This is a genomic window from Burkholderia sp. SRS-W-2-2016 (assembly GCF_001931485.1).
In the GTDB taxonomy this organism is placed as follows: Bacteria; Pseudomonadota; Gammaproteobacteria; order Burkholderiales; family Burkholderiaceae; genus Paraburkholderia.
This window is the reverse complement of the sequence record NZ_MSDV01000019.1, coordinates 145,097-166,986: the sequence shown is the minus strand read 5'-3', so window position 1 is coordinate 166,986 and position 21,890 is coordinate 145,097. Positions and strand designations below refer to the sequence as shown.

Below are 21,890 nucleotides of genomic sequence, written 5' to 3'. Positions count from 1 at the left end.
GTGTCAGTGCTTCATTGTTTTCAACTGCGGCGCAGATCGAGCGTGAACGGAAACTCGAGACTGCGCTGCGGCGTGCCCACCGCGAGCGGTCCCGGCGTATGCCCCGACGCGAAGAAGCGCGCGCGCCGCCGGCTTTCCGCCTCGTAGGCGTTGACCGGAAAGGTCTGGTAATTGCGCCCGCCCGGATGAGCGACATGATACTGGCATCCGCCGAGCGAACGGCCGCTCCAGCTGTCGAGCAGATCGAACGTGAGCGGCGCGTGCACGCGGATCGTCGGATGCAGCGCGGCCGCCTGCGACCACGCGCGAAAACGCACGCCGGCCACGTACTCGCTGACGCGCCCGGTCGGCTGCAACGGCAGCGGCACACCGTTCACCGCGAGCACATGACGGTTGCTGTTCAAGCCGAGCACACGCACCTCCAGCCGCTCGACCGACGAATCGACATAGCGCACCGTGCCGCCGCTCGCGCCCTCCTCGCCCATTACGTGCCACGGTTCGAGCGCGTTGCGAATCGTCAGTTCGACGCCGCTCAGCGTCAGCTCGCCGACCAGCGGGAAGCGGAATTCGAAATGCGGCGCGAACCACGCGGCGTCGAACGCGAAGCCGGCTTCGTTCAGGTCGGTGAGCACATCGTCGAAATCCATCTTCACGAAGGTGCCGAGCAGGAAGCGGTCGTGCAGTTCGGTGCCCCAGCGCGTGAGCCGCTGCGTGTACGGGGTGCGCCAGAAACGCGCGACCAGCGCGCGCAGCAGCAGTTGCTGCACAAGACTCATGCGCGCGTGCGGCGGCATTTCGAAGCCGCGCAATTCGAGCAGGCCGAGGCGGCCGGTCGGGCCATCGGGCGAATACAGCTTGTCGATGCAGAACTCGGCGCGGTGCGTGTTGCCGGTCACGTCGATCAGGATATTGCGCAGCGCGCGGTCGATCAGCCACGGCGGCAGCGTTGCGCTATCGCGTCCGCCGAGCAGATCGAGCTGGCGTTGCAGTTCGCTAAAGGCAATTTCCAGTTCGTAGACCTGATCGTTGCGCGCTTCGTCGATACGCGGCGCCTGGCTGGTCGGGCCGATGAACAGTCCGGAAAATAGATAGGACAGCGACGGATGATTATGCCAATACGCAATCAGGCTCGCGAGCAGATCGGGACGGCGCAGGAACGGGCTGTCGGCAGGCGTCGCGCCGCCGAGCACGAAGTGATTGCCGCCGCCGGTGCCGGTGTGGCGGCCATCGAGCATGAACTTCTCGCTGCTCAGATAGCTGTGTGAAGCGGACTCATACAGATACTCGGTGTGATCGACCAGTTCGTCCCAGTTCGCGGCCGGATGGATATTGACTTCGATCACGCCGGGGTCGGGCGTCACCTGCAATACCTTCAGGCGCGCGTCGCGCGGCGGCGGATAGCCTTCGAGCACGACCTGCATTTTCAGATCCGCGGCCGTCGCTTCGACCGCGGCGAGCAGGTCAAGATAATCGTCGAGGTCGGGCAGCGGCGGCATGAATACGTGCAGCAGCGTGCGGCCGCTGCCGAACGAAGTGCTCTCCGCCTGCGGGCCGGCCGCGCGTTTCGGGTCGCGCGCCTCGACGCATAGCGCGGTGCGCAACGTGTCTTTCGACGATTGGCCCTTAGCCGGCGGCGCGTCTTCGTGCGGCTGACGCGCATACGCGAGCACGTTGTCGTGCGGCATTCCGCTCAGTAAATCCGCGGCCGAACGCGATAGCGCCGCTGCGTGGCGCGGGTCGGTTTTCAGTGCGCCGTTCGCAGCGCTTGCGCTCGTTGTGTCCGCATCCGGCCCCAGCGCGCCGCCGCCGCGCAGCGCGTCATATTGCACGCGCAATTGCGCGGCGCTGCGCAACGGTTCCTGCGGCGCGAACGGATCGTGCGCGTGCTGATACGGATAGTCGGTCTTCGACACCCATGGCAGCGAATCGAGCGGCAGGCGGTAACCCATCGGCGAATCGCCGGGAATCAGATACATCCGTTCATCGCGGAAGAACCAGCGGCCGGTGATCCATTGCGGCGCGGTGCCTGGCATCCGTTGTTCGCGCCCGATCGGCAGCACATAGCCGGTCGGACTGCCGAGCCCCGCGTCGAACACGCGACGCAGCCGCACCCGTTCCAGTTCGTCGTCGAGCCGCGCGTCGAACGGATCGACATTGACCGGCAGACGGCGCTCGCGCCACAAGTAGTACCAGGTATCTTCGTAGCCGGGCTGGATGCAGCCGGGATCGAGCGACAGCTTCGCGGCCAGATGCGCGACGAAGCGTTGCGCGTCGCCGGCCGTGTAGCGGCCCGGCTCGCGTTCGTCGGCGAATAGCGCCGGGTTGTGCCAGCACGGCTCGCCGTCCGCGCGCCAATACAGCGACATCGCCCAGCGCGGCAACTGCTCGCCCGGATACCACTTGCCCTGGCCGATATGCAGGAAACCGTTCGCGCCGTAGCGCTCGCGCAGCCGGTCCATCAGCGCGACCGCATAACCGCGTTTGGTCGGGCCGAGCGCATCCGTGTTCCATTCGGCGGCATCGCGGTCGCGCACCGACACGAAGGTCGGCTCGCCGCCCATCGTCAGCCGCACGTCCATGTCGGCGAGTTCGCGGTCCACCTGCTCGCCCATGGTCAGCACGTCGCCCCACGCGGCCTCGCTGTACGGTTTGGTCACGCGCGGCGTTTCCAGCACCCGTTCGATCGACATCGTGTGCTCGAACTCGACTTCGCATTCGTCGACCGCGCCCGAGATCGGTGCCGCGCTGCCCGGCTCCGGCGTGCAGGCGACCGGGATATGTCCTTCCCCCGCGAGCAGCCCCGAGGTCGGATCGAGCCCGATCCAGCCCGCGCCCGGCAGATAGACCTCGCACCACGCGTGCAGATCGGTGAAGTCGACTTCGGTGCCGCTCGGGCCATCGATCGATTTCAGGTCCGGCGCGAGTTGCAGCAGATAGCCGGACACGAAGCGCGCGGCAAAGCCGAGCTGGCGCAGCGTCTCGACCAGCAGCCAGCCCGAATCGCGACACGAACCCGACGCGTTGACCAGCGTTTCCTCCGGCGTCTGCACGCCCGGCTCCATCCGGATCAGATAGCGGATTTCCTGTTGCAGCCGCTGGTTCAGCGCGACCAGAAAATTCGCGGTGGCGGCCGGCGCGCGGTCGATGCTCGCGACGAATTCGGCGAAGCGCGGCGTCATCGGCCGCTTTACGCGGTACGGCGCGAGTTCGAGCGCGAGGGCCGGCGCGTAGTCGAACGGAAACTGCTCGGCCGACGGTTCGAGAAAGAAATCGAACGGGTTATAGACCGCCATTTCGGCGACCAGATCGACGGTCACCTTGAACTCGCGGGTCTGCTCGGGGAACACCAGCCGCGCCTGGTAGTTCGCGAACGCGTCCTGCTGCCAGTTGATGAAGTGCTTCAGCGGCTCGACCCGCAGCGAATACGACAGGATCGGCGTCCGGCAATGCGGCGCCGGCCGCAGCCGCACGACCTGGGGCGACAGCGACACCAGCCTGTCGTAGCGGTAATGAGTGACGTGGTGCAGCGCGACGCGTATGGACACTCCGGACTCCTCGACGAAATGGGCAGCCCGCCAAAAAAGCAAGCTCTATGCCGTGCTTCGACTGCGTTGTATGAAGCGCTCGATGCGCTGCGGTGCGTGACCGGCGTGTTGCGACGCCTGATGGTGCTGGCCTTGGCCGGGCTCGCTCCGTTCGCACCCAGCTCGGTGCCGTCCAGTGCCACCGCTGCGCCGCTTCGGATCACTGTGTCCCGCCCGCACCGCGCTCCGTCCGCCCGTGTCCGAAGCCCGCCTCGCTCCATGCACCAACCCGGCGCACCACCGCTGCACGATCATGCACATACTGTGCGTTAAAGCGGTGAGCGCCCGCAACCGCGGCATGAAGATTGCACTCGGATTGCGACCCAGTCTGGTCCGCCACCACCGCCCTCACGAGGCCCGCCCGATGAAAACCTTCCACTGCAACCGCTGCGCGCAGTTGGTGTTCTATGAAAACGTGCGCTGCGAACGCTGCGAATCGCTGCTCGGCTACCTGCCCGACCTGCGCGAACTGAGCGCGTTCGACGACGCCGGCGACGGCCGCTGGCGCAGCCTGCATCCGCGCGCGAACGGCGCGCTGTTTCGCCAGTGCCACAACTACGCGGTCGAAAACGTCTGCAACTGGATGATCCCGGCCGACTCGCCCGACACGCTGTGCCGCGCGTGCCAACTGACCCGCACGATTCCGAATCTGGCCGAGCCGGAGAACCGTCTGTACTGGTATCGGCTCGAAGTCGCGAAGCGGCGCCTGCTGTACACGCTGGCCGAACTCGGCCTCGACGTTCGTTCGCGCGACGCGGACCCCGAGCACGGCCTCGCGTTCGAATTTCTCGCCGACGGCGGCGACGGCGCGCACGTGATGACCGGCCATGACAACGGGCTGATCACGCTGAACATCGCCGAAGCCGACGACGCGCATCGCGAGAAAGTCCGCACCGCGATGGGCGAGCCGTATCGCACGCTGCTCGGTCACTTTCGCCACGAGACCGGCCACTATTTCTTCAGCCGGTTGATCGAGGATGAGCCGCGCTGGCTCGAACCGTTTCGCGCACTGTTCGGCGACGAGCGCGCCGACTATGGCGAAGCGCTGAACGCGTACTACCGCGACGGCGCGCCGCCCGACTGGCAGACGTCGACTATCAGCGCGTACGCGACGATGCATCCGTGGGAGGATTGGGCGGAGACGTGGGCGCACTATCTGCTGATCGTCGACGTGCTCGATACGTCGACGTCCTATGGACTCGCGCTGTTACCCGACGATCCGAGCGAGCCGACGCTGACCGACCGCACGCCGGTCGAGGACGCGAGCTTCGGCAATCTGATCAAGCGCTGGTTTCCGCTGACGTATGCGCTGAACAGTCTGAATCGCAGTCTCGGGATGGCCGACGGCTATCCGTTTACGCTCGCCGCGCCGGTGGTCGACAAGCTGCGGTTCGTGCATCGGGTGATCGCGGCGGCGGGCAATAAAAGCGCGCCCGGCGCCAAGATCGCATCGCTCGCGCCGCTCGCCACCGAGCCCGCTGAGGCCGCTGAGGCCGCCGCCGAAGAGCGCGGCGCACCGCATCGCGAGTTCAACGACGACGCGCCCTGAGCCGGCCCCTTCTCGCACCCGAGCGCATCAAACGGTGTTCGCGACACACCCGCAGATTCGCTCGCACTTACACTAGGGGCTTATCGTCCCGTCGGGAATCACCCGGAACAACCCACATGCGAAACACGCAGTACTTCACAAGCCGCTTGCTGATCGTCGCGGTAGTCGCGTTGCCTGCGCTGATGTCGACCGCCGGCTGCAAATCGACGACGACGCGCGACGCGCCCGCCTCCCCCACCGCGCCGCGCTCCGCTCCGCCGAGAGTCGCCACCACCGATGACGCGACGCTCGCCAGCCGCGTCAAGCAGGCGCTGGCCGCGGACCCGGCGCTGCGTTCGGCGACGATCAGCGTGGCCACGTATCGAGGCGTCGTGCAGTTGCTGGGATACGTCGATTCGCAGGCACAGATTCTCGAAGCGCTCGCCGTCGCCCACGGCGTGGCCGGCGTGCAATCGGTGAGTAACGAGCTGGAAATCAAGCCGCAGTAACGCGCGCGCTGGCGCAACGAGTTCAGGGCCGCCCCTATGCCTTGCGCCTTGCGCCTTGCGCCTTACGCCTTGCGCGATCTCCTGAGCGGACTACATTTAATCAATGTCCGTCCCGAGCGCGATACCGGCCACGCAGCACCGATCGCGCCGACCTCACAGGAGACGTCAAATGGCAGAGATCGACAAGCAGGAAGTGGTTGCGGTACTGAACCGGATTCTCGAATCCGAACTGGCCGGCGTGGTTCGCTACACCCACTATTCGTTTCTGGTGTTCGGCTTCGGCCGCATTCCGATCCAGTCGTGGTTGCGCGCGCAGGCCGATGAATCGCTATTGCACGCGCAGCAGGCCGGCGAATGGATCACGACGCTCGGCGCGTATCCGTCGCTGACGATCGGCCCGCTGCTCGACTCGCATACCTTCGATATCGCGTCGATCCTGCGCGAGTCGTTGCAGGCGGAGAACGTCGCATTGCAGCTGTATCGCGATCTGCTCGCGCTGGTCGCGGACCGCTCGGTCGCGCTGGAAGAGTTCGCGCGCCAGATGATCCACGTCGAAGAAATGCACGCGGGCGAAGTCGACAAGATGCTGCGCCGTCCCGGAGAAATGTCGACGACGGCCGAACGGCAGACCCCTCAGGGTTGAATCTCCGGGGACCACCCGCGCCGGGAATCCGCGAGGTCCATAAAAAAGCCCGCCGCCGACCCAGTCGGCAGCGGGCATCACCCGGAGTTTGTCACTCCTTCTCGCAAAGTTTCCGGCGCGCTCAATGCGTGTTTAACGCACGCTCCGGCTCACGCTCACCCGCTCAATACGCGACGTAAGGCCCGGTCCCACCCGGCGTCGCCTGCTGTTCGATCGCCGCATAAACATTGCGCCCATAGAAGAACGGCAGGCCCCAATCGAATACCGTCGAGGCCACGAACGCCGGTCCCGCGAGCAGCGGCAACGCCGCATCGCCGCGATAGCTCTGCGCGATCGACGTCGCGTTGCCGACGCTGAAGTTCACCGCGCTGGTCGTGCCGTTCAAACCTTCGATCGTCGCGCTCAATTGCTGCGTCGACGATGGGCAGTAGTACGCACTATTCGGACTCGGACACGCGGCCATCGACGAGGTCTGGAAAAACAGCCCGGTCGAGCCGCTATCGAGAATGCTGTGGTTGTACGTCGTACCGTTCTGCACCGTGGTGAAGGTCCCGTTCGACGCGCTCACGCCGATCACCTGCGCATTGCCGAGCGCATTGTTGCTCTGCGTGCCGATGCCGAACACCAGTTGCCCGGTCACCGACGGCGCGCCGCCCGACACGGTCGGCAGACTCAGCATCGAGCCGTTGTTGTCGGTCGTGAAGTACGGCACCGGATTGGCGACCTGGTAGGTTTCGGCGAGCGGGATCGACGTGCAGGTCGAGCCCGCGCAACCGTAGTAGGTCGCGGGCAGCGCCTGCTGCACGCAGGCCGCGCCGCAATCGTGCTTGAACACGCCGATGCCGAGAATGCCGTTGGCCTGCAACGTCGCCGGCGTATTGCGCGCCGCGCCGACCGCCGCGCAATCGGCCGGCACCGATGCGTAGCCCGGGTCGATCACCTGCACCGGCAGCGACGCGGCTTTTTCGCCGGCGATCTGCAGGTCCGCGAGCTTGACCGCGCCCCACGTATAGCCGTCGAAGAACTGCATGCATTCGGCGACCAGGTTGCCGGCGCCGTCCTTCTGCTGCGGCAGGCTCACCGACGCGGGCAATTGCGACGCGAAAATACGCACGCCCCACGAACCGGTATCGACCAGCACGTGATCGATCGTCTGGCAGTTGCCGGTGCCCGGCGCGCAGATCGTGATGCTGACGAACGGCATGTTCGGCACGTTGCTGACGCCCGCGTCGATCGTCACGCGCACCGCGTTCGCGGCCAGCGCCTCGGGCGTCGGCGATGTGTTGGTCACGGTCGAGCCCGACGAACTGGTCGAACTGCTGGTCGTGCCCGCGCCACCGGAGCCGCCACCCCCGCCGCCGCCGCCGCACGCGCCCAGCAACAAGGTCAACGCCACGAGCGGCGCCGCGCCGAGCACGCTCAGCCACGAAGATCTGGATCGCAGTGTGGATCTCATGATGGGCCCCGTTATTGAATGACGCTGACGTCGACGCCGGCGGGCACCGCCCGCGGCAGATACGCGTAACCGCTGAACGCGCGCAGATGGCCGCCCGAGAACACCACCAGCTCGTCGCTCGATACCGCGAGCGGCGCGCCGCGCCGGCTCGCATTGGCGGCGACGTACGCATCGAAGGACGCACCGAGCATCGACTTCAGATCGGGCAGCGTCGGGCCGTCCCACGCGACGCCGAACACGACGCCATTGGCGCCGACGTATTCGCGCACCAGCGTGCCCGACGGCAGCGTCAATTGCTGCACCGAATACGCGCGCTGCGTGGTCGCCACGCGGGCAACCGCATGCTGACGCGACTGATCGCCATCGACGGTGCCGGCGTTCTGGCCGAGCGTCGCGTGCGCGGCGAACGGCAACGCGCAGCTCGCCCCGAGCATTGCGCACGCAATGCGGGTAATAAGCATCGGTTTCAAGAGAGTTCCTTCGAGGTGAAACGCCCGTGCCGGCCGCGAGCCGATCACAAACGCAAAACTAGGGGGCGCACACCTGACCGGCTGAGCCGGGTTGCCTTCACGCCGGTTGGGCTGCGTGAATGCGTCTACGGAACGGCGGGCCGAAACTTTAACGACGAAATCGCGCGCGGCAATCGTTTGCGGGTCGATTTAAACCTACGCGTTTTGCGATGCCGTTTAATCGCGTTTGATTATCGTGAAGGAGTTCTTTTATGGACGGTGGTTTGCCGCGGGTTTCGCGGTTCTTCGATGTTTAAAGCGAACAGGCTGAATGACGCTCGCGGGTGGCGCGTGCATCGCATGGCTGCGAAATACGTTGTTTCGACAATGTAAGCGGATGCTGAACAAATCTGCGAAAAACGGCTATTCATCAGACTACGCGCGGCTAGCAGCACGATTGAAGCGCATCGCCGCGCTGGTCGCTCTCACCCCCCAAACGAAAAATGCCGCGGATGGCACTGTGGCCATCCGCGGCATCGGATCGTAGCGAACGGAACGCGTCGCGCGATTAATTTCGCGGCTTACTTCTTCTGCTGTTGCAGCAGCGACTTCAGTTCCTGCACGTTTTCTTCGACCCGCTTCGCGATCACCGCATACGACTCGGCCTGAGTCTGATACGCGGCCTGCGCGAGTTGCTGCATGTCGGCGAGCGATTTGTGCAGGCTCTGCTGAACCAGCTCGGCGGTATTGGTCGACGGCTTGATGCCCGAGGCCGCCAGTTGAGTGGTCAGCGATTGCAACTCGCCGAGCGTCGCGCGCAGCATGTCGGCCTGTTTCTGCGCGAGCGACTGCATCCCCTGAAAGGCGGTCTGATTCGCCTGCACCAGCGCTTCCATATCCTTGCGGCGCGCTTCCATGATGGCGGGCACGTCGAAGCCGGGGAGCTTGAACTGCTCCAGCATTTTGGTGAGATCGCCAAACGGATTGGCGGCTTCAGGTCGGTCCATGCGAAATCCTCCTTGGTGTGGGGTATGGGCCATCATGCGCTATCCGGCCGCGTTGCGCCAGCGGGCTCACCCTGGCAGAACTTGTGTCGGATGCAAGGCACGGTAAGTTACAGATGCATTTCAGTAACCCGACGAATCGAACGCTCGTCTATCGTTGCCCATGTGCCGGCCCATCGTGGGCCGACGCTGGTTTCGATGGGAGCGACATCATGAAAAAAGCATTGTTTAGCGCGGCGCTGGTCGCGATTCTTGGCATCACCGCAACGGCCGCGCTCGCCGACGACGGCACGCCGCCGCCTCCTCCGTCCGCCGCGCAGCACGGCGGCGGTCCGCGCGGCGACGGCCCGCCGGGGCATGGTCCGATGGGGCCGATGATGGGTCCGCCGAGCCCGTCCTTCGCGGTCATCAACGATCTCGAACAGCTGCGCCGCCTGTATGCGCTGAACGGCCATCAGGGCGAGATCGTCGCCGTTTATCACGACGTGCTGAACAAGACGCAGGACCCGATGCTGCGCCACTACGTGTACGACTCGCTGGCGCGCGAGCAGTTGAAGCCCGCCAATCCCGAACAGGCGATCGCGACGCTGCGTACCAGCCTCGCGGAAGATCTGGTCGCGGCGAATAAGGCGCCGCGCTCGATGCCGCCGGGGCAGCCGCCGGCTCAGGTGCAGTAAGCTGCGCGGGGCTGCTGGAAGCGCTCCCGCGGCCCCGCCCCATACGGCTTTCACGGACTGCGTTGGCTGTCCCACATAGCCGCTTCACTGCCGCTTTTCATCTTCCGTCAGGTGATTAGGATAGGAGCACCGTAACGTCAGGGCAGGGTGAAGGAATGCGCTATCCGCTGGACATCGCCATTGCGGCCGCGCTGCTCGTGTTCGTTCTCGTCTGCATCGTCAAGCTCGCTTTGAACTGATCGTTCGATCTATTTGCGCGGGGCGCCGCCGCGCTTCTTCGCTTCTGTTCTTCTTCCGCTTCTTCTGTTCTTCCGCTTCTTTCTCTTCCCGCGTTTTCCGCGCGCTTGCGCCCCGCCGCCGCTGCGCCATTTCACCGTGACATCGCGCGAAATAATTGTTGAATGGAGTTCGCGAGCCGGCTCGTCGATACTTCGTTCGCTGCCGGTGCGTTACGAAACAAGCGACGCATGAGATCGAAACCGCTCCACGTGCGAATCCCTTCGCCGATGATCGACGATCCCTCGGTTGCCCGATCATCGGCCGCTTACTTCGAACCGGAACCCAGGATCATCATGTCGACCTCAGTGAACAGCATCAAAAAGAACGCCATCCGTTTCAGCTGCATCGCCCTCGTCTGCGGCAGCGCATTGTTCAGCGGTTGCGCGAGCGCGGCCATCAGCAATGTCAGCCCGGCCGCCGCGCCGGCCGCCACCGCGGCAGCAACCACAACCGGCGCGCAGCCGACGCTGCATCCGCAAGTGATCTACGTGGCCGCGTTCGATGCCGATCCGCAGCAGGTCCAGCTCGACAACAGCGGCGTGCTGCACAAACTGAAGACGCAGTTGTCGGGATCGTCGGCCGCGCAGCAGCAGGCCGACGACGCGGCGCAGGTTCGCGAGCAGGTCGCCGATGAAATCGTCCATCGCTTGCAGTCGCTCGGTCTGAACGCGGTGCGCCTCGACGCGCCGCTGCCCGCCGATCAGAACGCGCTCATCGTGCAAGGCAGTTTCGACTCGATCGACGCCGGCAATCGCCGCCGCCGCACGCTGATCGGCCTGGGCGCCGGCAAGAGCGAAGTCAGCAGTTCCGTGCAGATCGTCTATCAGCCGGCGGGCGGCGCGCCGCGCGTGGTGGAAAGCTTCACCGCCAACGCCGACAGCGGCAAGATGCCCGGCGTGGTCGAAACCGCCGGGGTCGGCGCGGCGGCCGGCGGCATCGCGACGGCGGCGGCCGCGGGCGCCGGTTTGCATGGCGTGACGGAAACGAAGCGCGCGGGCGTGTCGGCCGATGCGAAGCGCCTTGGCGATGCGGTCGCGAAACAGATCGCGCAGTTCGGCGCGCAAGCCGGCTTCGTCGCGGCTGCACAGAAGAGCTGAACGCGACACGCCAAAATCGGCGACGCGCGACGGCGGCGGGGAGTTCGGCTCCCCGCCGCCGTTTTTTTGCGCCCGCCCTGATTCGCCCTCTTACTCCCGCCAGAATTCCCGGATCATCGCGAGCAGCGCGCTCGGCGCGGTGCCCTTCTGGCAGTAGCCGTCGAAATTGTGACGCTCGCGGCCGGTTTCCTTCACGTGATCCTCGTCGAGCGACGTGAACGCGACGATGCCCAGGCTATGCGTGGGCAGATAGCGGCGCAGCGCGCTCGCGGTTTCGTAGCCGTCGCGCTCCGGCATCATGATGTCGAGCACCACCACGTCGGGCACCCAGTTGCGCACGCAGCGCAACGCGGCCGCACAACCGTTCGCGCTGCGCGCGTCGACACCCTCGTAGGAAAGATAGGTCGCGAGCGCTTCGGCCGCGTTTTCGTTGTCGTCGACGACCAGCACGCGCGGTAATTCGTGCAATAACTGCACCGCGCGGGCGCTCCATCGCTGACAGGTAGACTGGATTCGGGGCATGCGTGTGAACCTGCGATAAAAATTAACAGGCGTTCTAGCAAGCATCGTTCCGCGTATCGTCATACGAAAAATCTCCCGTCCCGTCACATCAGACCCCATCTAAATTTCTTATTTGTCCATCTGTTTTGTTTATCGTTGCATTTATGCAATAGGAATGATTCCCATTTGCACTATAATCCCGCCCAATCTTTCGTTCGCGTGCTGTCAACTTACATTTAAGCGTAGTTGTCGCGCGCGCAGCCGAGAACAATACCGCCCGGATGGCAGCCATGGTCCCGGGCAAAAAACAACCGACGACACGCCAACTTTTTATTCATGTCCGTTTCCCGCCCGTCTCACCCGCAGGCCGCTCCGGCCAAAGCCACGCTGCATCGCGCCACCATCCTCGCCGCCATCGCCATCGCCTTTAGCGCGCCGGCCGGCGCGTTCGCCCAGGCGGCCGACCCGGCGCCGGGCGCCGACAACACGCTGCCGACCGTCAAGGTGCAGGCCAGCTCGGTGGCCGAACTGCCCGGCGATCTGCAGCCGACCTTCGGCGGCGGTCAGGTCGCGCGCGGCGGCGATTTCGGCGTGTTCGGCCAGCAGAAGAACATCGACATGCCGTTCAGCATGACCACCTACACGGCCAAGCTGATCCAGGACCAGCAGGCCCGCACGCTCGCCGACGTGCTCGCGAACGATCCGTCCGTGCGCACCGCGTACGGCTACGGCAACTTCGCGCAGGTGTTCGTGATCCGCGGCTTCCAGCTGTACGGCGACGACATTTCGCTGAACGGCCTGTACGGCATCACGCCGCGTCAGATGGTGAACACCGAGGCGCTCGAGCGCGTCGACGTGCTCAAGGGCGCGAATGCGTTCCTGGGCGGCGCGTCGCCGGCCAGCTCCGCAATCGGCGGCGGCATCAACGTGCAGTTGAAGCGCGCGGACGACAAGCCGCTCACCAGCGTGACGCTCGAAGCCAGCGGCTCGGGCGAAATCGGCGCGCACGTCGACGTGGGCCGCCGCTTCGGCAGCGAAGGCCAGTTCGGCATCCGCGTGAACCAGGCCAATCGCGACGGCGAAACCTCGGTCAACGACGAGCACCGCCGCGACAACACGACCGCGGTCGCACTCGACTGGCGCGGCGAAAAACTGCGTCTGTACGGTGATTTCCTGTACCAGCGCCAGCGCGTGAACGGCGGCCGCCCGACCGTCTTCGTGACCGCCGACACGATGCCGACCCCGCCGTCGGCCACCCACAACTACGCGCAGGATTGGACCAATACCTCGCTCGAGGACACCGTCGGCATCCTGCGCGCGGAGTACGACTTCGCACCGAACTGGACCGCGTATATCGCGGGCGGCGTGCGCCACACCAACGAGTTCGGCGACTATGCGTCGCCGTATTACGGCAACGCCGGCACCACCGCATCGCGCCTGACCGTGCCGCACCAGGAAGACGCGAGCTCGGCCACGGCCGGCGTGCGCGGCCGCTTCAACACCGGTCCGGTGTCGCACTTCGTGACCGCCGGCGCGTCGATCGTGCGCGTCGATGCGCAGTCGGCCTACACGATGAGCGGCTCGTTCGACACCAGCCTCTACAACACCCCGCAAGTCGCGGTGCCCCCGACGCTGTACGCGGGCGGCAACATGGCCGATCCGCAGACCACGTCGCTCACGCTGATGCGCAGCGTCGCCGTGTCCGATACGTTAGGGTTCCTGCACGATCGCGTGCTGTTTACGGTCGGCGCGCGTCACCAGTCGATTCTGTCGAACAACTACAGCTACACCGGCACGCAGACGGCGAACTACAACGAGTCGGTCACCTCGCCGCTGTTCGGCCTCGTGCTGCGGCCGACGCAGAACATCTCGGTGTTCGCGAACCGCACCGAAGCGCTCGGCGCCGGGCAGATCGCGCCGTCGTACGCGGCCAACTTCGGCGAGGCGTTGCCGCCGCAGCGCTCGAAGCAGTATGAAGTCGGCGCGAAATACGACAACGGCAAATACGGCGCGTCGCTGGCCGCGTTCCAGATCGACAAGCCGCAAACCTTCACGAATAGTGCGAACGTGTTCGTCTCCGACGGCACCGAGCGGCATCGCGGGATCGAGGCATCGGTGTTCGGCGAGCCGTACAAGGGCGTTCGCCTGATCGCGGGCGCGACCTACATCAACGCGACGCAGATGGACACCAGCGACGCGAGCACCGAAGGCAAGCGTCCGATCGGCGTGCCGAGCTTCATTTTCAACGTCGGCGCCGAATACGACGTGCCGATGCTCACCGGCCTGACGGTAACCGCGCGCTGGACGCACACGGGTCCGCAGTATCTGAACACGACCAACACGCTGTCGATCCCGACGTGGGACACGGTCGACCTCGGCGCACGCTACGCGACCGTGCTGTTCGGCAAGCCGACCACGTTCCGCGCGAGCGTGCTGAACGTCGCGAACAAGTCGTACTGGGCGTCGACGTCCGGCGGTTACCTGACGCAAGGCAAGCCGCGCACGTTCCTGATGTCGATGACGACGGATTTCTGACGCGCGGTTAGCGCTGGTTTGTCGTAGCTCGATGCGAAGGCCGCCTTGAAGGCGGCCTTTTTTTCGGCGGCGGCTGGGTGGTAGAGAAACCCATATGTCGTTGCGTTCGCGCTGAACAACTTGCAGGTGTTTGCACGTTGGCAAACCGGGCTTGCGCGTTGGCAGGCCCGTGTTTCGAGTCAGCGGACAAGGCATCGGCCAGCGGAACTGGCAGAACGCGCGGCCTTCACTGTTACTGACTGGCAATAAAAGGCGCCGCGGGGCTGGCGTGGCCCGGCGGCGCTTCTGTCTTCCGCGGTGGCGGTGGCTTGTTGGCGCTGCCGCTGCTTTTGTCTTCGCGCGCACAGCCGGACGGCGCGCCGCGTTGGCGCGGCATTCTTCAGGACTGCGTGCCGATTCGAACTTCAGCGGCCCTGCTGCGTATCGGTTACCGCCTCTTCGGCTTCTGTCGCTGGCTCACTGGCAACGTCCGCCGCCGCGGGTTCCGCCTGAGCGCCGCCTTGCGCGGCCCGCAGCGACCACACGCTATCGCTGCGCCCCGCCGCCACCCGCTGCCGCGTCTTGCGCCACATCCACGCGAAACACAGCGCGCCGAGCGCCGCGCCGAGATCGACGCCGAGCGGCCCCGCATCGGCGGAAAACCACAGGCCGCTCGCCGGCACCAATGCGCCGATCACGCTCGCCAGCGGAATCGCCGCGGTCGACCACGTCGCCAGCGCGAGCAGTTCCACCGACCCGCGCGCGGCGCCGCGCAGCATCGCCCACGCGATTGCGCCGACGAACACCGTGTAATACACCCAGCTATGCCAGTCGTGCAGATTGTCGACGCGCCCGGCCAGCACTTTGCCCGCGAGCAGCGTCAACGAAATGCCGCAGATACTGCCGAGCGCGACCCCGACCGTCAGCGATGCCATCACGAACGTGGAGCGCCGCTGCGTAACCGGGACGCCGTCGCGCCGCAGCGCCTTGCGGCGGCTTTCGATCCACAGCAGGTTGCCCGAATAGAACAGGAACGCACCGGCGAGCCCGAGCAGGAAATAGCCCCAGCGCACCGGCGCGCCGCCGTAGCTGCCGAAATGCAGCGCGTAAAACGCGCTGGTCGACGCGGACCAGTTGTTGCCGTTGCCGTCGCCCGGCAGGAATTGCGCGTTCAGAAACTTGCCGCTGAATGGGTCCATCAAGGCAAAACCGCCGTCGCGCGCGAGGAAACGCGCATCGTCGCCGGCGACGAACACGGTCGCGCCCGGCTGGCCCGCGCGCCGGTAGCGCAATGCGGTCGGCTCGAAACGCGGCGCGCGCTCGCGCACTTTCGCCAGCAGTTGCGCGGGCGGCAGCATCGTCGGCGCGGGTTCGCCGGCCGCCTGCTTCGTGACCGGCGCCTTTGCGAAGTACGGGTTTTGCGCGACGATCATCGCCTGCAACGTGCCGTCGTAGATCAGCCGGTCCTGCGCGTTGAAAATGTAATCGCCGAGACCGAACGCGACCACGGATAAAGCCATCACCAGATGAAACGGCAAACTCAGAATGCCGACCGCGTTGTGCGCGTCGAGCCACATCCGCTTCAGGTTCTTACCGATACGCAGTGCGAACAGATCCTTGACGAGCGTCGGCAGCAGCACGATCACACCCGACACCAGCGCGAGTCCGTACAGCAGCGAGACCACCCCCATCACGCCCACGCCGAACGTGTAGCCGCCCGGCACGCCGCCTGTCATATGCAGCACGTCGATAAAGCGCGCGGCGTCCGAAGGCCGGCTCTGCGCGGTGCGTAACTGGCCCGCGTCGTCGAGCCACGCGTCCCAGCGCTGCCCCGGCGCGGACTGCCACGACAGCCGCACATGGTCGTCGTCGGCCAGCGTCAGCGTGAACAGCTTGCGCGCGGCCGGATGCGCGGCGAGCGTGCGTTCGATCAACGCGTCGGCGCGCTCGAGCGGCACCGTTGGCGACGCGGCCAGCGCGGGCGGCGTGCTCCACTCGCTGAGCGAATCCTTGAACATCGTGACTGCGCCCGCGTAGAACGCGATAAAAAGCAGCAGACCGGCGACGATGCCGGTCCATGTGTGAACGGTTTTATAAACGCGAAGAATGTCGCTGCGCATGCTGAACGGAACGGAAAACGGGCGGCGCGCCGCTCGCGGAATTAACGGCTAAAGCCGGGGCTCGAAAGTGCGAAGCAGTACTCAGAACGGGTAGTCGGAACAGTGCTCAGAAAGGCACGCGCTGACACAGCAGAACCAGCGCGAACGCGGCCACGTTGCTCGCGGCGAGCCAGCCGAATGCGCGCGCGGCGCCGCGAAACATGAACGACGCGGCAGCGATCGCAATCCATAACGGCGGCACCAGCCACATCGTCACGTGAAATTTGCTCGACACGTCGAGGCCGCCCGGCGTGAAGCGCGCGAACAACGCGCTCGCCGCCAGCGCGAGCCCCAAACCGCCGACCACGCCGATGATAAATTTGGCGAGCAGAGCGCGCTCGATCGAACCGGCCGCGCGCCGGCTGCCCGATGCGGCGCGGATCATTGCGCAACCCTCCGCGCGCGGCGTCGTTCTAGCAGCGCGCCGAGAAACGGCCACGCGGTCAGGCTGGCCATCAGCGTCGTCGCGACGACCGCGAGCGACGTGGCCGGCTGCAACGCCCGCACCGCGCAAACCGCCGACAGCGCGACGCAAACAGCCGCCGCAACGCGCGTGGACCGGGCCGGCCACGGCGCGCGCAACCAGCGTTGGCCGGGTGAGCCGAGATAAAACAGCAACGCACCGGCAATAGCCGGCGCGACGATTGGAAGATTCCCCATGATTCGGCGAAAACGGCATGAGACCGCTGCGGCTCATGCTCATTAATGAGAATCATTATCATACCTGCAAGCGTGGGATTCCGGCGCCAAAACCCGCGGTTTTCAAGGCGTTCTGTCGAGTTTTCCGCCCGCTTACAGCGCTGCGTGAAGGCAGCGCCCTGCATTTAGCACGCGAATTCGCACCCCCTAATAGCCGTTTGTCAGCCGCCTGCCGAGCGTCTACACTGCGCAGGTTGATGCAGTGCAGCAGATGCCGTTTCCGCGCGCGTCTAATGTCACGCGATGCGCGCCGCTCTACGTTGTTCGACCCGACGACCCGCCTGGAGAGACCCGCATGGACCAGCTGTCCGCGCAGCCGTTTGCGCAACGCAAGGTGCTGATCATCGGCATCGCTAACGAACATTCGATCGCCTACGGTTGCGCGCGCGCATTCCGCGAACTGGGCGCCGAACTCGCAATCACCTATCTGAACGACAAGGCGAAAACCTATGTCGAGCCGCTCGCGGAAGAACTCGGCGCATCGCTGCTAATGCCGCTCGACGTTTCCAAACCCGGCGAACTCGAAGCGGTATTCGACACGATCCGCGAGCGCTGGGGCCGGCTCGACGTCGCGGTCCATTCGATCGCGTACGCACCGAAAGAGGATCTGCAAGGCGGTTTGCTGAACAGTTCGGCGGCGGGCTTCGCGCAGGCGATGGACATTTCGTGCCACTCGTTCATCCGCATGGCGCGGCTCGCGGCGCCGTTGATGGACGACGGCGGTTCGCTGTTCGCGATGAGCTACCTCGGCGCGAGCCGGGTCGTGCCGAACTACGATCTGATGGGTCCGGTCAAGGCCGCGCTCGAAGCATCGTGCCGCTATCTCGCGCACGAGTTGGGGCCGCAGCGCATCCGCGTGCATCCGATTTCGCCGGGACCGCTGAAGACGCGCGCGGCGTCGGGGCTGAAGGACTTCGATCTGCTGCTCAGCGAAGCGGCCGCGCGCGCGCCGATCGGCGAACTGGTCGACATCATGGACGTCGGCTACACCTGCGCGTTTCTCGCAACCCCGTACGCGCGGCGGATGACCGGCAATACGATCTTCGTCGACGGCGGCGTCAGCATCATGGATGGCGGTGGGAGCTGAACGGCGCGGCTTGAGCGACGCGTCGCCGCGCGTCACCTCTCGTCACTCTTCGGCCGGCGGCTCATGCCTTCGTGCCAACGCAAATCAAACAGCGGCGTGCCGGAACAGTTACGGCACGCCGCGTGACTGAAGCAGTGCTTACGGTCTGTTTGCAAAGCAACGGAGCGCCGCTGCATTCCTTTTGACACGCTACGAATGATGCTCGGCCGCCTGCGCGAGATCATTCGCGCTCCCCGCGCTGGCCGTGGCCTCCGGCACGTCCGCTGCCGCGCCCATCGTCACCAGCACGCTGCAGGTCACGCGATCGAGCAACAGGCCGTCGTGACGGCCGCCCCACCAGCGCGCGAGCCCATGACTGCGGCGATGGCCGACCACCACCAGATCCACGTTCAGATCATTGGCGAAAAACGGAATCTGCTCGAGCGCCTCGCCGATCGCGATATGCCCGGTTGCATGAATGCCGCGCGCGGCGAGTTTGCGCAAGCCCTCGTCGAGCAGCGCCTTGGCCGAGTCGTTGATGAAATCGACCGGCACCGCCGACGTAATGTCCGCGCCCTGCATCCAGGCGGTATTGTTGATCACCGATAGCAGATGCACGTCGGCGCCGAGACTCTGCGCAAGCGCCGCACCGTCCTTCAACGCGTGCTGTCCTTCGCGGGTTCCGTCGTAACAGAGAAGAATGCGTTTGAAGCTCAACATGGCGGGTCTCCCTGCACCGTTTTCGCGGGCTCAATTCATTAATCGAGTATATGTCAAACAATGATATATACCGCGCTGCGCCGATGCCCTGCATGCGCATAAAGAATCGCCGCACAAGAGCCTGAAACACGCACTATTTGCGGTCTTCCGCGCTCACCGACTCGCGCCCATCCAGCCACGAAAAGCGCCGGAAGCGTTCGCGCTCGCGTTCCTCGTTGAAGATCGACAGCGACGGTTTGACCAGATCGTGGCGCGACACGATACCGATCAGCTGGTAGCCGCTTTCGTCCGCGACCACCGGCACGCGATCGAGCGCACGCGCGGCCAGCCGCGCGGCGACGTGGCGGCAGGTTTCGTCCGGCAGCGCGATTTCGGGCGCGGCCTGCGCGCAGATCTCGCCGACCATCGCCGCGCCACGGCCCTGCTCGAACGCGGCCGCCAGCGCGCTACGGTCCGCCATGCCGATCAGGCGCCCCGCTCGCACGACCGGAAACGCGCGATGCATCTGCGTCGCGCCGAAGTGCTGTTGCAGCGCATCGGCGACGCTCAACTCCGCGTCGATCGTCTTCACGATACGCGTCATCACTTCATTCACGTGATGGCGTTCGAGCGGATCGATCCCGTACTCGCGATAGATGTGATAACCGCGCCGCGCGATCTTCTCGGTCAGAATCGAGCGACGCATGAACACCACGGTAAAGCCGTACGACACCGCGGCCGCGGTCAACAGCGGCAGCAACGCATTCGCATCGTGAGTGAGTTCGTACGCGAAGACGACCGCCATGATCGGCGCGCGCATCATCCCGCCGAGCGCGGCCGCCATGAATACCAGCGGCCACACGGCGGGATCGCCGCCCGGCATCGCCGGAGCGAGCACCGCGCCGACGCCGGCGCCCATCATCAGCAACGGCGCGAGCACGCCGCCCGACGTGCCGGATGCGAGCGCGATCACCCAGATCACCGCCTTCACCAGCACGATCGCGAGCACCGCGCTAATGGCCAGATGATTCAGCAGCAGATCGCCGATCACGTCATAGCCGACACCGAGCGCGCGCGGCTGAAAATAGCCGCCGATACCGACCGCGAGACCGCCGAGCGCCGGCCACCACATCCAGTGAATCGGCAATCGTGCGAACGCGTCTTCGACCTTGTAGAGCCACGTCGACAGTCCCCACGACAACGCGCCGGCGATCAGTCCCGCGAGCGCGCACGACGCGAGCCCGAGCGTGCCGAGCGGCAAGGTCTGCAACGGAAACAGCGGACCGCTCGCGAGCAGCAGCGGCCGCGAGAAACCGGCGACCGCGCACGCCACCGCGACCGGCAACAGACTGCGCGGGCGCAACTCGAACAGCAGCAATTCGACCGCCAGCAGCACCGCGGCGACCGGCGTGCCGAACACCGCGGTCATGCCGGCGACCGCGCCCGCGACCAGCAGCGTTTTGCGCTCCCCGCTCGATAGATGAAAGTACTGCGCGATCAGCGAGCCGAGCGCGCCGCCGGTCATGATGATCGGCCCTTCGGCACCGAACGGTCCGCCGCTGCCGATCGCGATCGCGGATGCGAGCGGTTTCAGCACCGCGACTTTCGGCGACATCCTGCTTTTGCCGAACAGGATCGCCTCGATCGCTTCAGGAATGCCGTGCCCGCGAATCTGCTCGGAGCCGAACCGCGCGATCAGTCCGACGATCAGGCCGCCGACCACCGGCACCACGATCACCCACAGGCCGAGCGTATGAGCGGCCGGCGAGCGGTCCGTGATCGACAGCGTTTGAAAGAAGAACAGGTTGGTAAAGAAGTGAATCAGATGCAACAGGAAATCGGCCGCGACCGTGCTGAGCACGCCGACCACCGCCGCGATCAAGGTGATACGCAGAAGCCGGGTATCGGTGGCGAAGTCGCCTTTTGATTCGTGGATATGCACATTCCCCCCAGTCGATATAGATCACGTTGTGATATATAGTAGCCGGGAAGCAAGCACCGTGACAGGTCGCCGAGCCACTTGCGTTCGGTGCTCGTGTGCTACGTAGTGAATACGGGAGGAGACAATGGTCATCAACAACGACTTAGAAATCAGCTATCTGCTGCTCGCGTTTGCGTTGCTCGGCATCATTCTGATCGGCGGGCTGCTCGACCGGATGCACATGCAGAAATGGCATCCGCGGCTGGTGGGCGCGACGGTCGGCATGCTGGTCGGTTTTGCGTTGATCGAAGCGGTGCCGCTATTCACCTGAAGGCGCTCTTCGGTGCCCGGCGGGCACCACGGCGCTACGAATCGGGCCACAGAAAGAACACATGCGCACCGCCGGGCGCGGAATCGCCCGGCATCCTGTCGCGCCGCGAGCGGGCGGTCCAGCGGTCGTGGCGCGAGCCATCCGGCCATTTCACCAGCACCACCCCACCGCTGGACAAGCGATCGAGCACGCTGCCGCGATTGACGCCGATCACGCCGTCCGGCACGGTTTCGCAGCAAGCCGGCGCGGACGCCGGCGGCAACATCGCCAGAGGCGTCGATTGGCGCTGCGCGTGCTGCCATGGTTCGTCACCACCCGCACCCGGCGCGCATGCGTACACCTGGGCGGCCGGTATCACACAGGCCGAAACAAGCAGGATTACGAAACGTCGGCGCGCCGCCAGCCGTTTCATCGTCGACTCCCGAAGACGGGCTACAGCCCCCAGATAATGTCCGCGTCGCTCTTGCGCGCCTCGCGCATCATGTCCAGAAACGGCCACGCGCGTTGCGACAGCCGGTTGCGCGATTCGCGCTGATTGCTGGTCGAACAATGCAACGCTTCGCTCGTCGCTTCGGCGTTCGCGTCTTCGGTAATCGCGGCTTCCAGCCGGTCGATCGCATGCGGCAATTCATCGTGACTGATTACGCCGCGCTCGCCGAGGCGCTTACCGATCAGGCCGAGAAGATATTGCGCGAGATCCCTGAGCATCACGACGTCCGGGGTCGCTGTCGATTGAAAGGTGATCATCATGATGGCTCCTTTTTAGATGGATAC

General features: G+C 65.4%; 21 protein-coding genes. 9 read left to right on the top strand and 12 right to left on the bottom strand.

Going from position 1 to position 21,890, the window contains the following annotated elements:
- Positions 1-20: 20 nt before the first annotated feature.
- On the bottom strand, positions 21-3,545 hold the full coding sequence (locus BTH42_RS07200; RefSeq protein WP_075297328.1) for a DUF2126 domain-containing protein: 3,525 nt from the start codon (positions 3,543-3,545) through the stop codon (positions 21-23).
- 403 nt (positions 3,546-3,948) lie between these two features.
- Between BTH42_RS07200 and BTH42_RS07195 the strand changes: the two genes are divergently transcribed.
- The 3 genes from BTH42_RS07195 to BTH42_RS07185 all read left to right on the top strand — a co-directional run bounded on the left by BTH42_RS07195 (position 3,949) and on the right by BTH42_RS07185 (position 6,264).
- A complete protein-coding gene (locus BTH42_RS07195; RefSeq protein ID WP_083654687.1) occupies positions 3,949-5,133 on the top strand; it encodes a putative zinc-binding metallopeptidase in 1,185 nt (394 codons plus the stop codon).
- Between the two features lie 116 nt (positions 5,134-5,249).
- Positions 5,250-5,621, top strand: a complete 372-nt coding sequence (locus BTH42_RS07190) for a BON domain-containing protein (protein ID WP_075297326.1) — start codon at positions 5,250-5,252, stop codon at positions 5,619-5,621.
- A 169-nt stretch (positions 5,622-5,790) separates the two neighbouring features.
- Positions 5,791-6,264 carry a bacterioferritin gene (locus BTH42_RS07185; RefSeq protein WP_075297324.1) on the top strand — a complete coding sequence of 158 codons (474 nt, stop codon included), beginning with the start codon at positions 5,791-5,793 and terminating at the stop codon, positions 6,262-6,264.
- A 163-nt stretch (positions 6,265-6,427) separates the two neighbouring features.
- On the opposite strand, the gene BTH42_RS07180 is transcribed toward BTH42_RS07185, so the two are convergent.
- Both BTH42_RS07180 and BTH42_RS07175 read right to left on the bottom strand, forming a co-directional pair.
- Positions 6,428-7,720 (bottom strand): DUF3443 domain-containing protein, encoded by a 1,293-nt coding sequence (locus BTH42_RS07180; protein ID WP_075297322.1) that lies wholly within the window; start codon positions 7,718-7,720, stop codon positions 6,428-6,430.
- 11 nt (positions 7,721-7,731) lie between these two features.
- The gene (locus tag BTH42_RS07175) at positions 7,732-8,181 is read right to left on the bottom strand and encodes a DUF2844 domain-containing protein (protein ID WP_178392136.1); all 450 of its coding nucleotides are present in this window, start codon (positions 8,179-8,181) and stop codon (positions 7,732-7,734) included.
- Positions 8,182-8,500: 319 nt separating this feature from the next.
- Here BTH42_RS07175 and BTH42_RS34710 point away from each other — a divergent pair, with 319 nt between their 5' ends.
- Positions 8,501-8,716, top strand: a complete 216-nt coding sequence (locus BTH42_RS34710) for a hypothetical protein (protein WP_143751989.1) — start codon at positions 8,501-8,503, stop codon at positions 8,714-8,716.
- A gap of 34 nt (positions 8,717-8,750) precedes the next feature.
- Here BTH42_RS34710 and phaP read toward each other — a convergent pair whose 3' ends face one another.
- Complete coding sequence (phaP, locus tag BTH42_RS07170; protein WP_075297318.1) at positions 8,751-9,176, bottom strand: phasin family protein; 426 nt, start codon at positions 9,174-9,176, stop codon at positions 8,751-8,753.
- Positions 9,177-9,385: 209 nt separating this feature from the next.
- Here phaP and BTH42_RS07165 point away from each other — a divergent pair, with 209 nt between their 5' ends.
- Positions 9,386-9,850, top strand: coding sequence for a hypothetical protein (locus BTH42_RS07165; RefSeq protein ID WP_075297316.1), 465 nt, complete (start codon positions 9,386-9,388; stop codon positions 9,848-9,850).
- A gap of 572 nt (positions 9,851-10,422) precedes the next feature.
- The gene (locus tag BTH42_RS07160) at positions 10,423-11,226 is read left to right on the top strand and encodes a DUF4410 domain-containing protein (protein ID WP_075297314.1); all 804 of its coding nucleotides are present in this window, start codon (positions 10,423-10,425) and stop codon (positions 11,224-11,226) included.
- A 90-nt stretch (positions 11,227-11,316) separates the two neighbouring features.
- On the opposite strand, the gene BTH42_RS07155 is transcribed toward BTH42_RS07160, so the two are convergent.
- On the bottom strand, positions 11,317-11,748 hold the full coding sequence (locus BTH42_RS07155) for a response regulator (RefSeq protein ID WP_178392128.1): 432 nt from the start codon (positions 11,746-11,748) through the stop codon (positions 11,317-11,319).
- Between the two features lie 315 nt (positions 11,749-12,063).
- On the opposite strand from BTH42_RS07155, the gene BTH42_RS07150 reads away from it, so the two are divergent.
- Complete coding sequence (locus BTH42_RS07150; protein ID WP_075297310.1) at positions 12,064-14,262, top strand: TonB-dependent siderophore receptor; 2,199 nt, start codon at positions 12,064-12,066, stop codon at positions 14,260-14,262.
- 404 nt (positions 14,263-14,666) lie between these two features.
- Here the strand turns inward: BTH42_RS07150 and BTH42_RS07145 are convergent, their stop codons facing one another.
- The 3 genes from BTH42_RS07145 to BTH42_RS07135 form a co-directional block, all read right to left on the bottom strand.
- Positions 14,667-16,361, bottom strand: a complete 1,695-nt coding sequence (locus BTH42_RS07145; RefSeq protein WP_075297309.1) for a PepSY domain-containing protein — start codon at positions 16,359-16,361, stop codon at positions 14,667-14,669.
- A gap of 106 nt (positions 16,362-16,467) precedes the next feature.
- Complete coding sequence (locus BTH42_RS07140; protein WP_075297308.1) at positions 16,468-16,785, bottom strand: hypothetical protein; 318 nt, start codon at positions 16,783-16,785, stop codon at positions 16,468-16,470.
- Positions 16,782-17,060: a hypothetical protein gene (locus BTH42_RS07135; protein ID WP_075297306.1), complete on the bottom strand. Its 279-nt coding sequence runs from the start codon at positions 17,058-17,060 to the stop codon at positions 16,782-16,784. Before BTH42_RS07135 ends, BTH42_RS07140 begins: the two co-directional genes overlap by 4 nt.
- A 334-nt stretch (positions 17,061-17,394) precedes the next feature.
- Here BTH42_RS07135 and fabI point away from each other — a divergent pair, with 334 nt between their 5' ends.
- Positions 17,395-18,186, top strand: coding sequence for an enoyl-ACP reductase FabI (gene fabI / locus BTH42_RS07130; RefSeq protein WP_075297304.1), 792 nt, complete (start codon positions 17,395-17,397; stop codon positions 18,184-18,186).
- A gap of 189 nt (positions 18,187-18,375) precedes the next feature.
- Here the strand turns inward: fabI and BTH42_RS07125 are convergent, their stop codons facing one another.
- Positions 18,376-18,885 carry a universal stress protein gene (locus BTH42_RS07125; protein WP_075297302.1) on the bottom strand — a complete coding sequence of 170 codons (510 nt, stop codon included), beginning with the start codon at positions 18,883-18,885 and terminating at the stop codon, positions 18,376-18,378.
- 133 nt (positions 18,886-19,018) lie between these two features.
- Positions 19,019-20,800, bottom strand: a complete 1,782-nt coding sequence (locus BTH42_RS07120) for a chloride channel protein (protein WP_075297856.1) — start codon at positions 20,798-20,800, stop codon at positions 19,019-19,021.
- 130 nt (positions 20,801-20,930) lie between these two features.
- On the opposite strand from BTH42_RS07120, the gene BTH42_RS07115 reads away from it, so the two are divergent.
- Complete coding sequence (locus BTH42_RS07115) at positions 20,931-21,116, top strand: hypothetical protein (RefSeq protein ID WP_075297300.1); 186 nt, start codon at positions 20,931-20,933, stop codon at positions 21,114-21,116.
- A 34-nt stretch (positions 21,117-21,150) separates the two neighbouring features.
- Here the strand turns inward: BTH42_RS07115 and BTH42_RS07110 are convergent, their stop codons facing one another.
- Positions 21,151-21,528, bottom strand: a complete 378-nt coding sequence (locus BTH42_RS07110; protein ID WP_075297298.1) for a hypothetical protein — start codon at positions 21,526-21,528, stop codon at positions 21,151-21,153.
- A 20-nt stretch (positions 21,529-21,548) separates the two neighbouring features.
- On the bottom strand, positions 21,549-21,866 hold the full coding sequence (locus tag BTH42_RS07105) for a DUF1840 domain-containing protein (protein WP_075297296.1): 318 nt from the start codon (positions 21,864-21,866) through the stop codon (positions 21,549-21,551).
- Between the last annotated feature and the right edge of the window lie 24 nt (positions 21,867-21,890).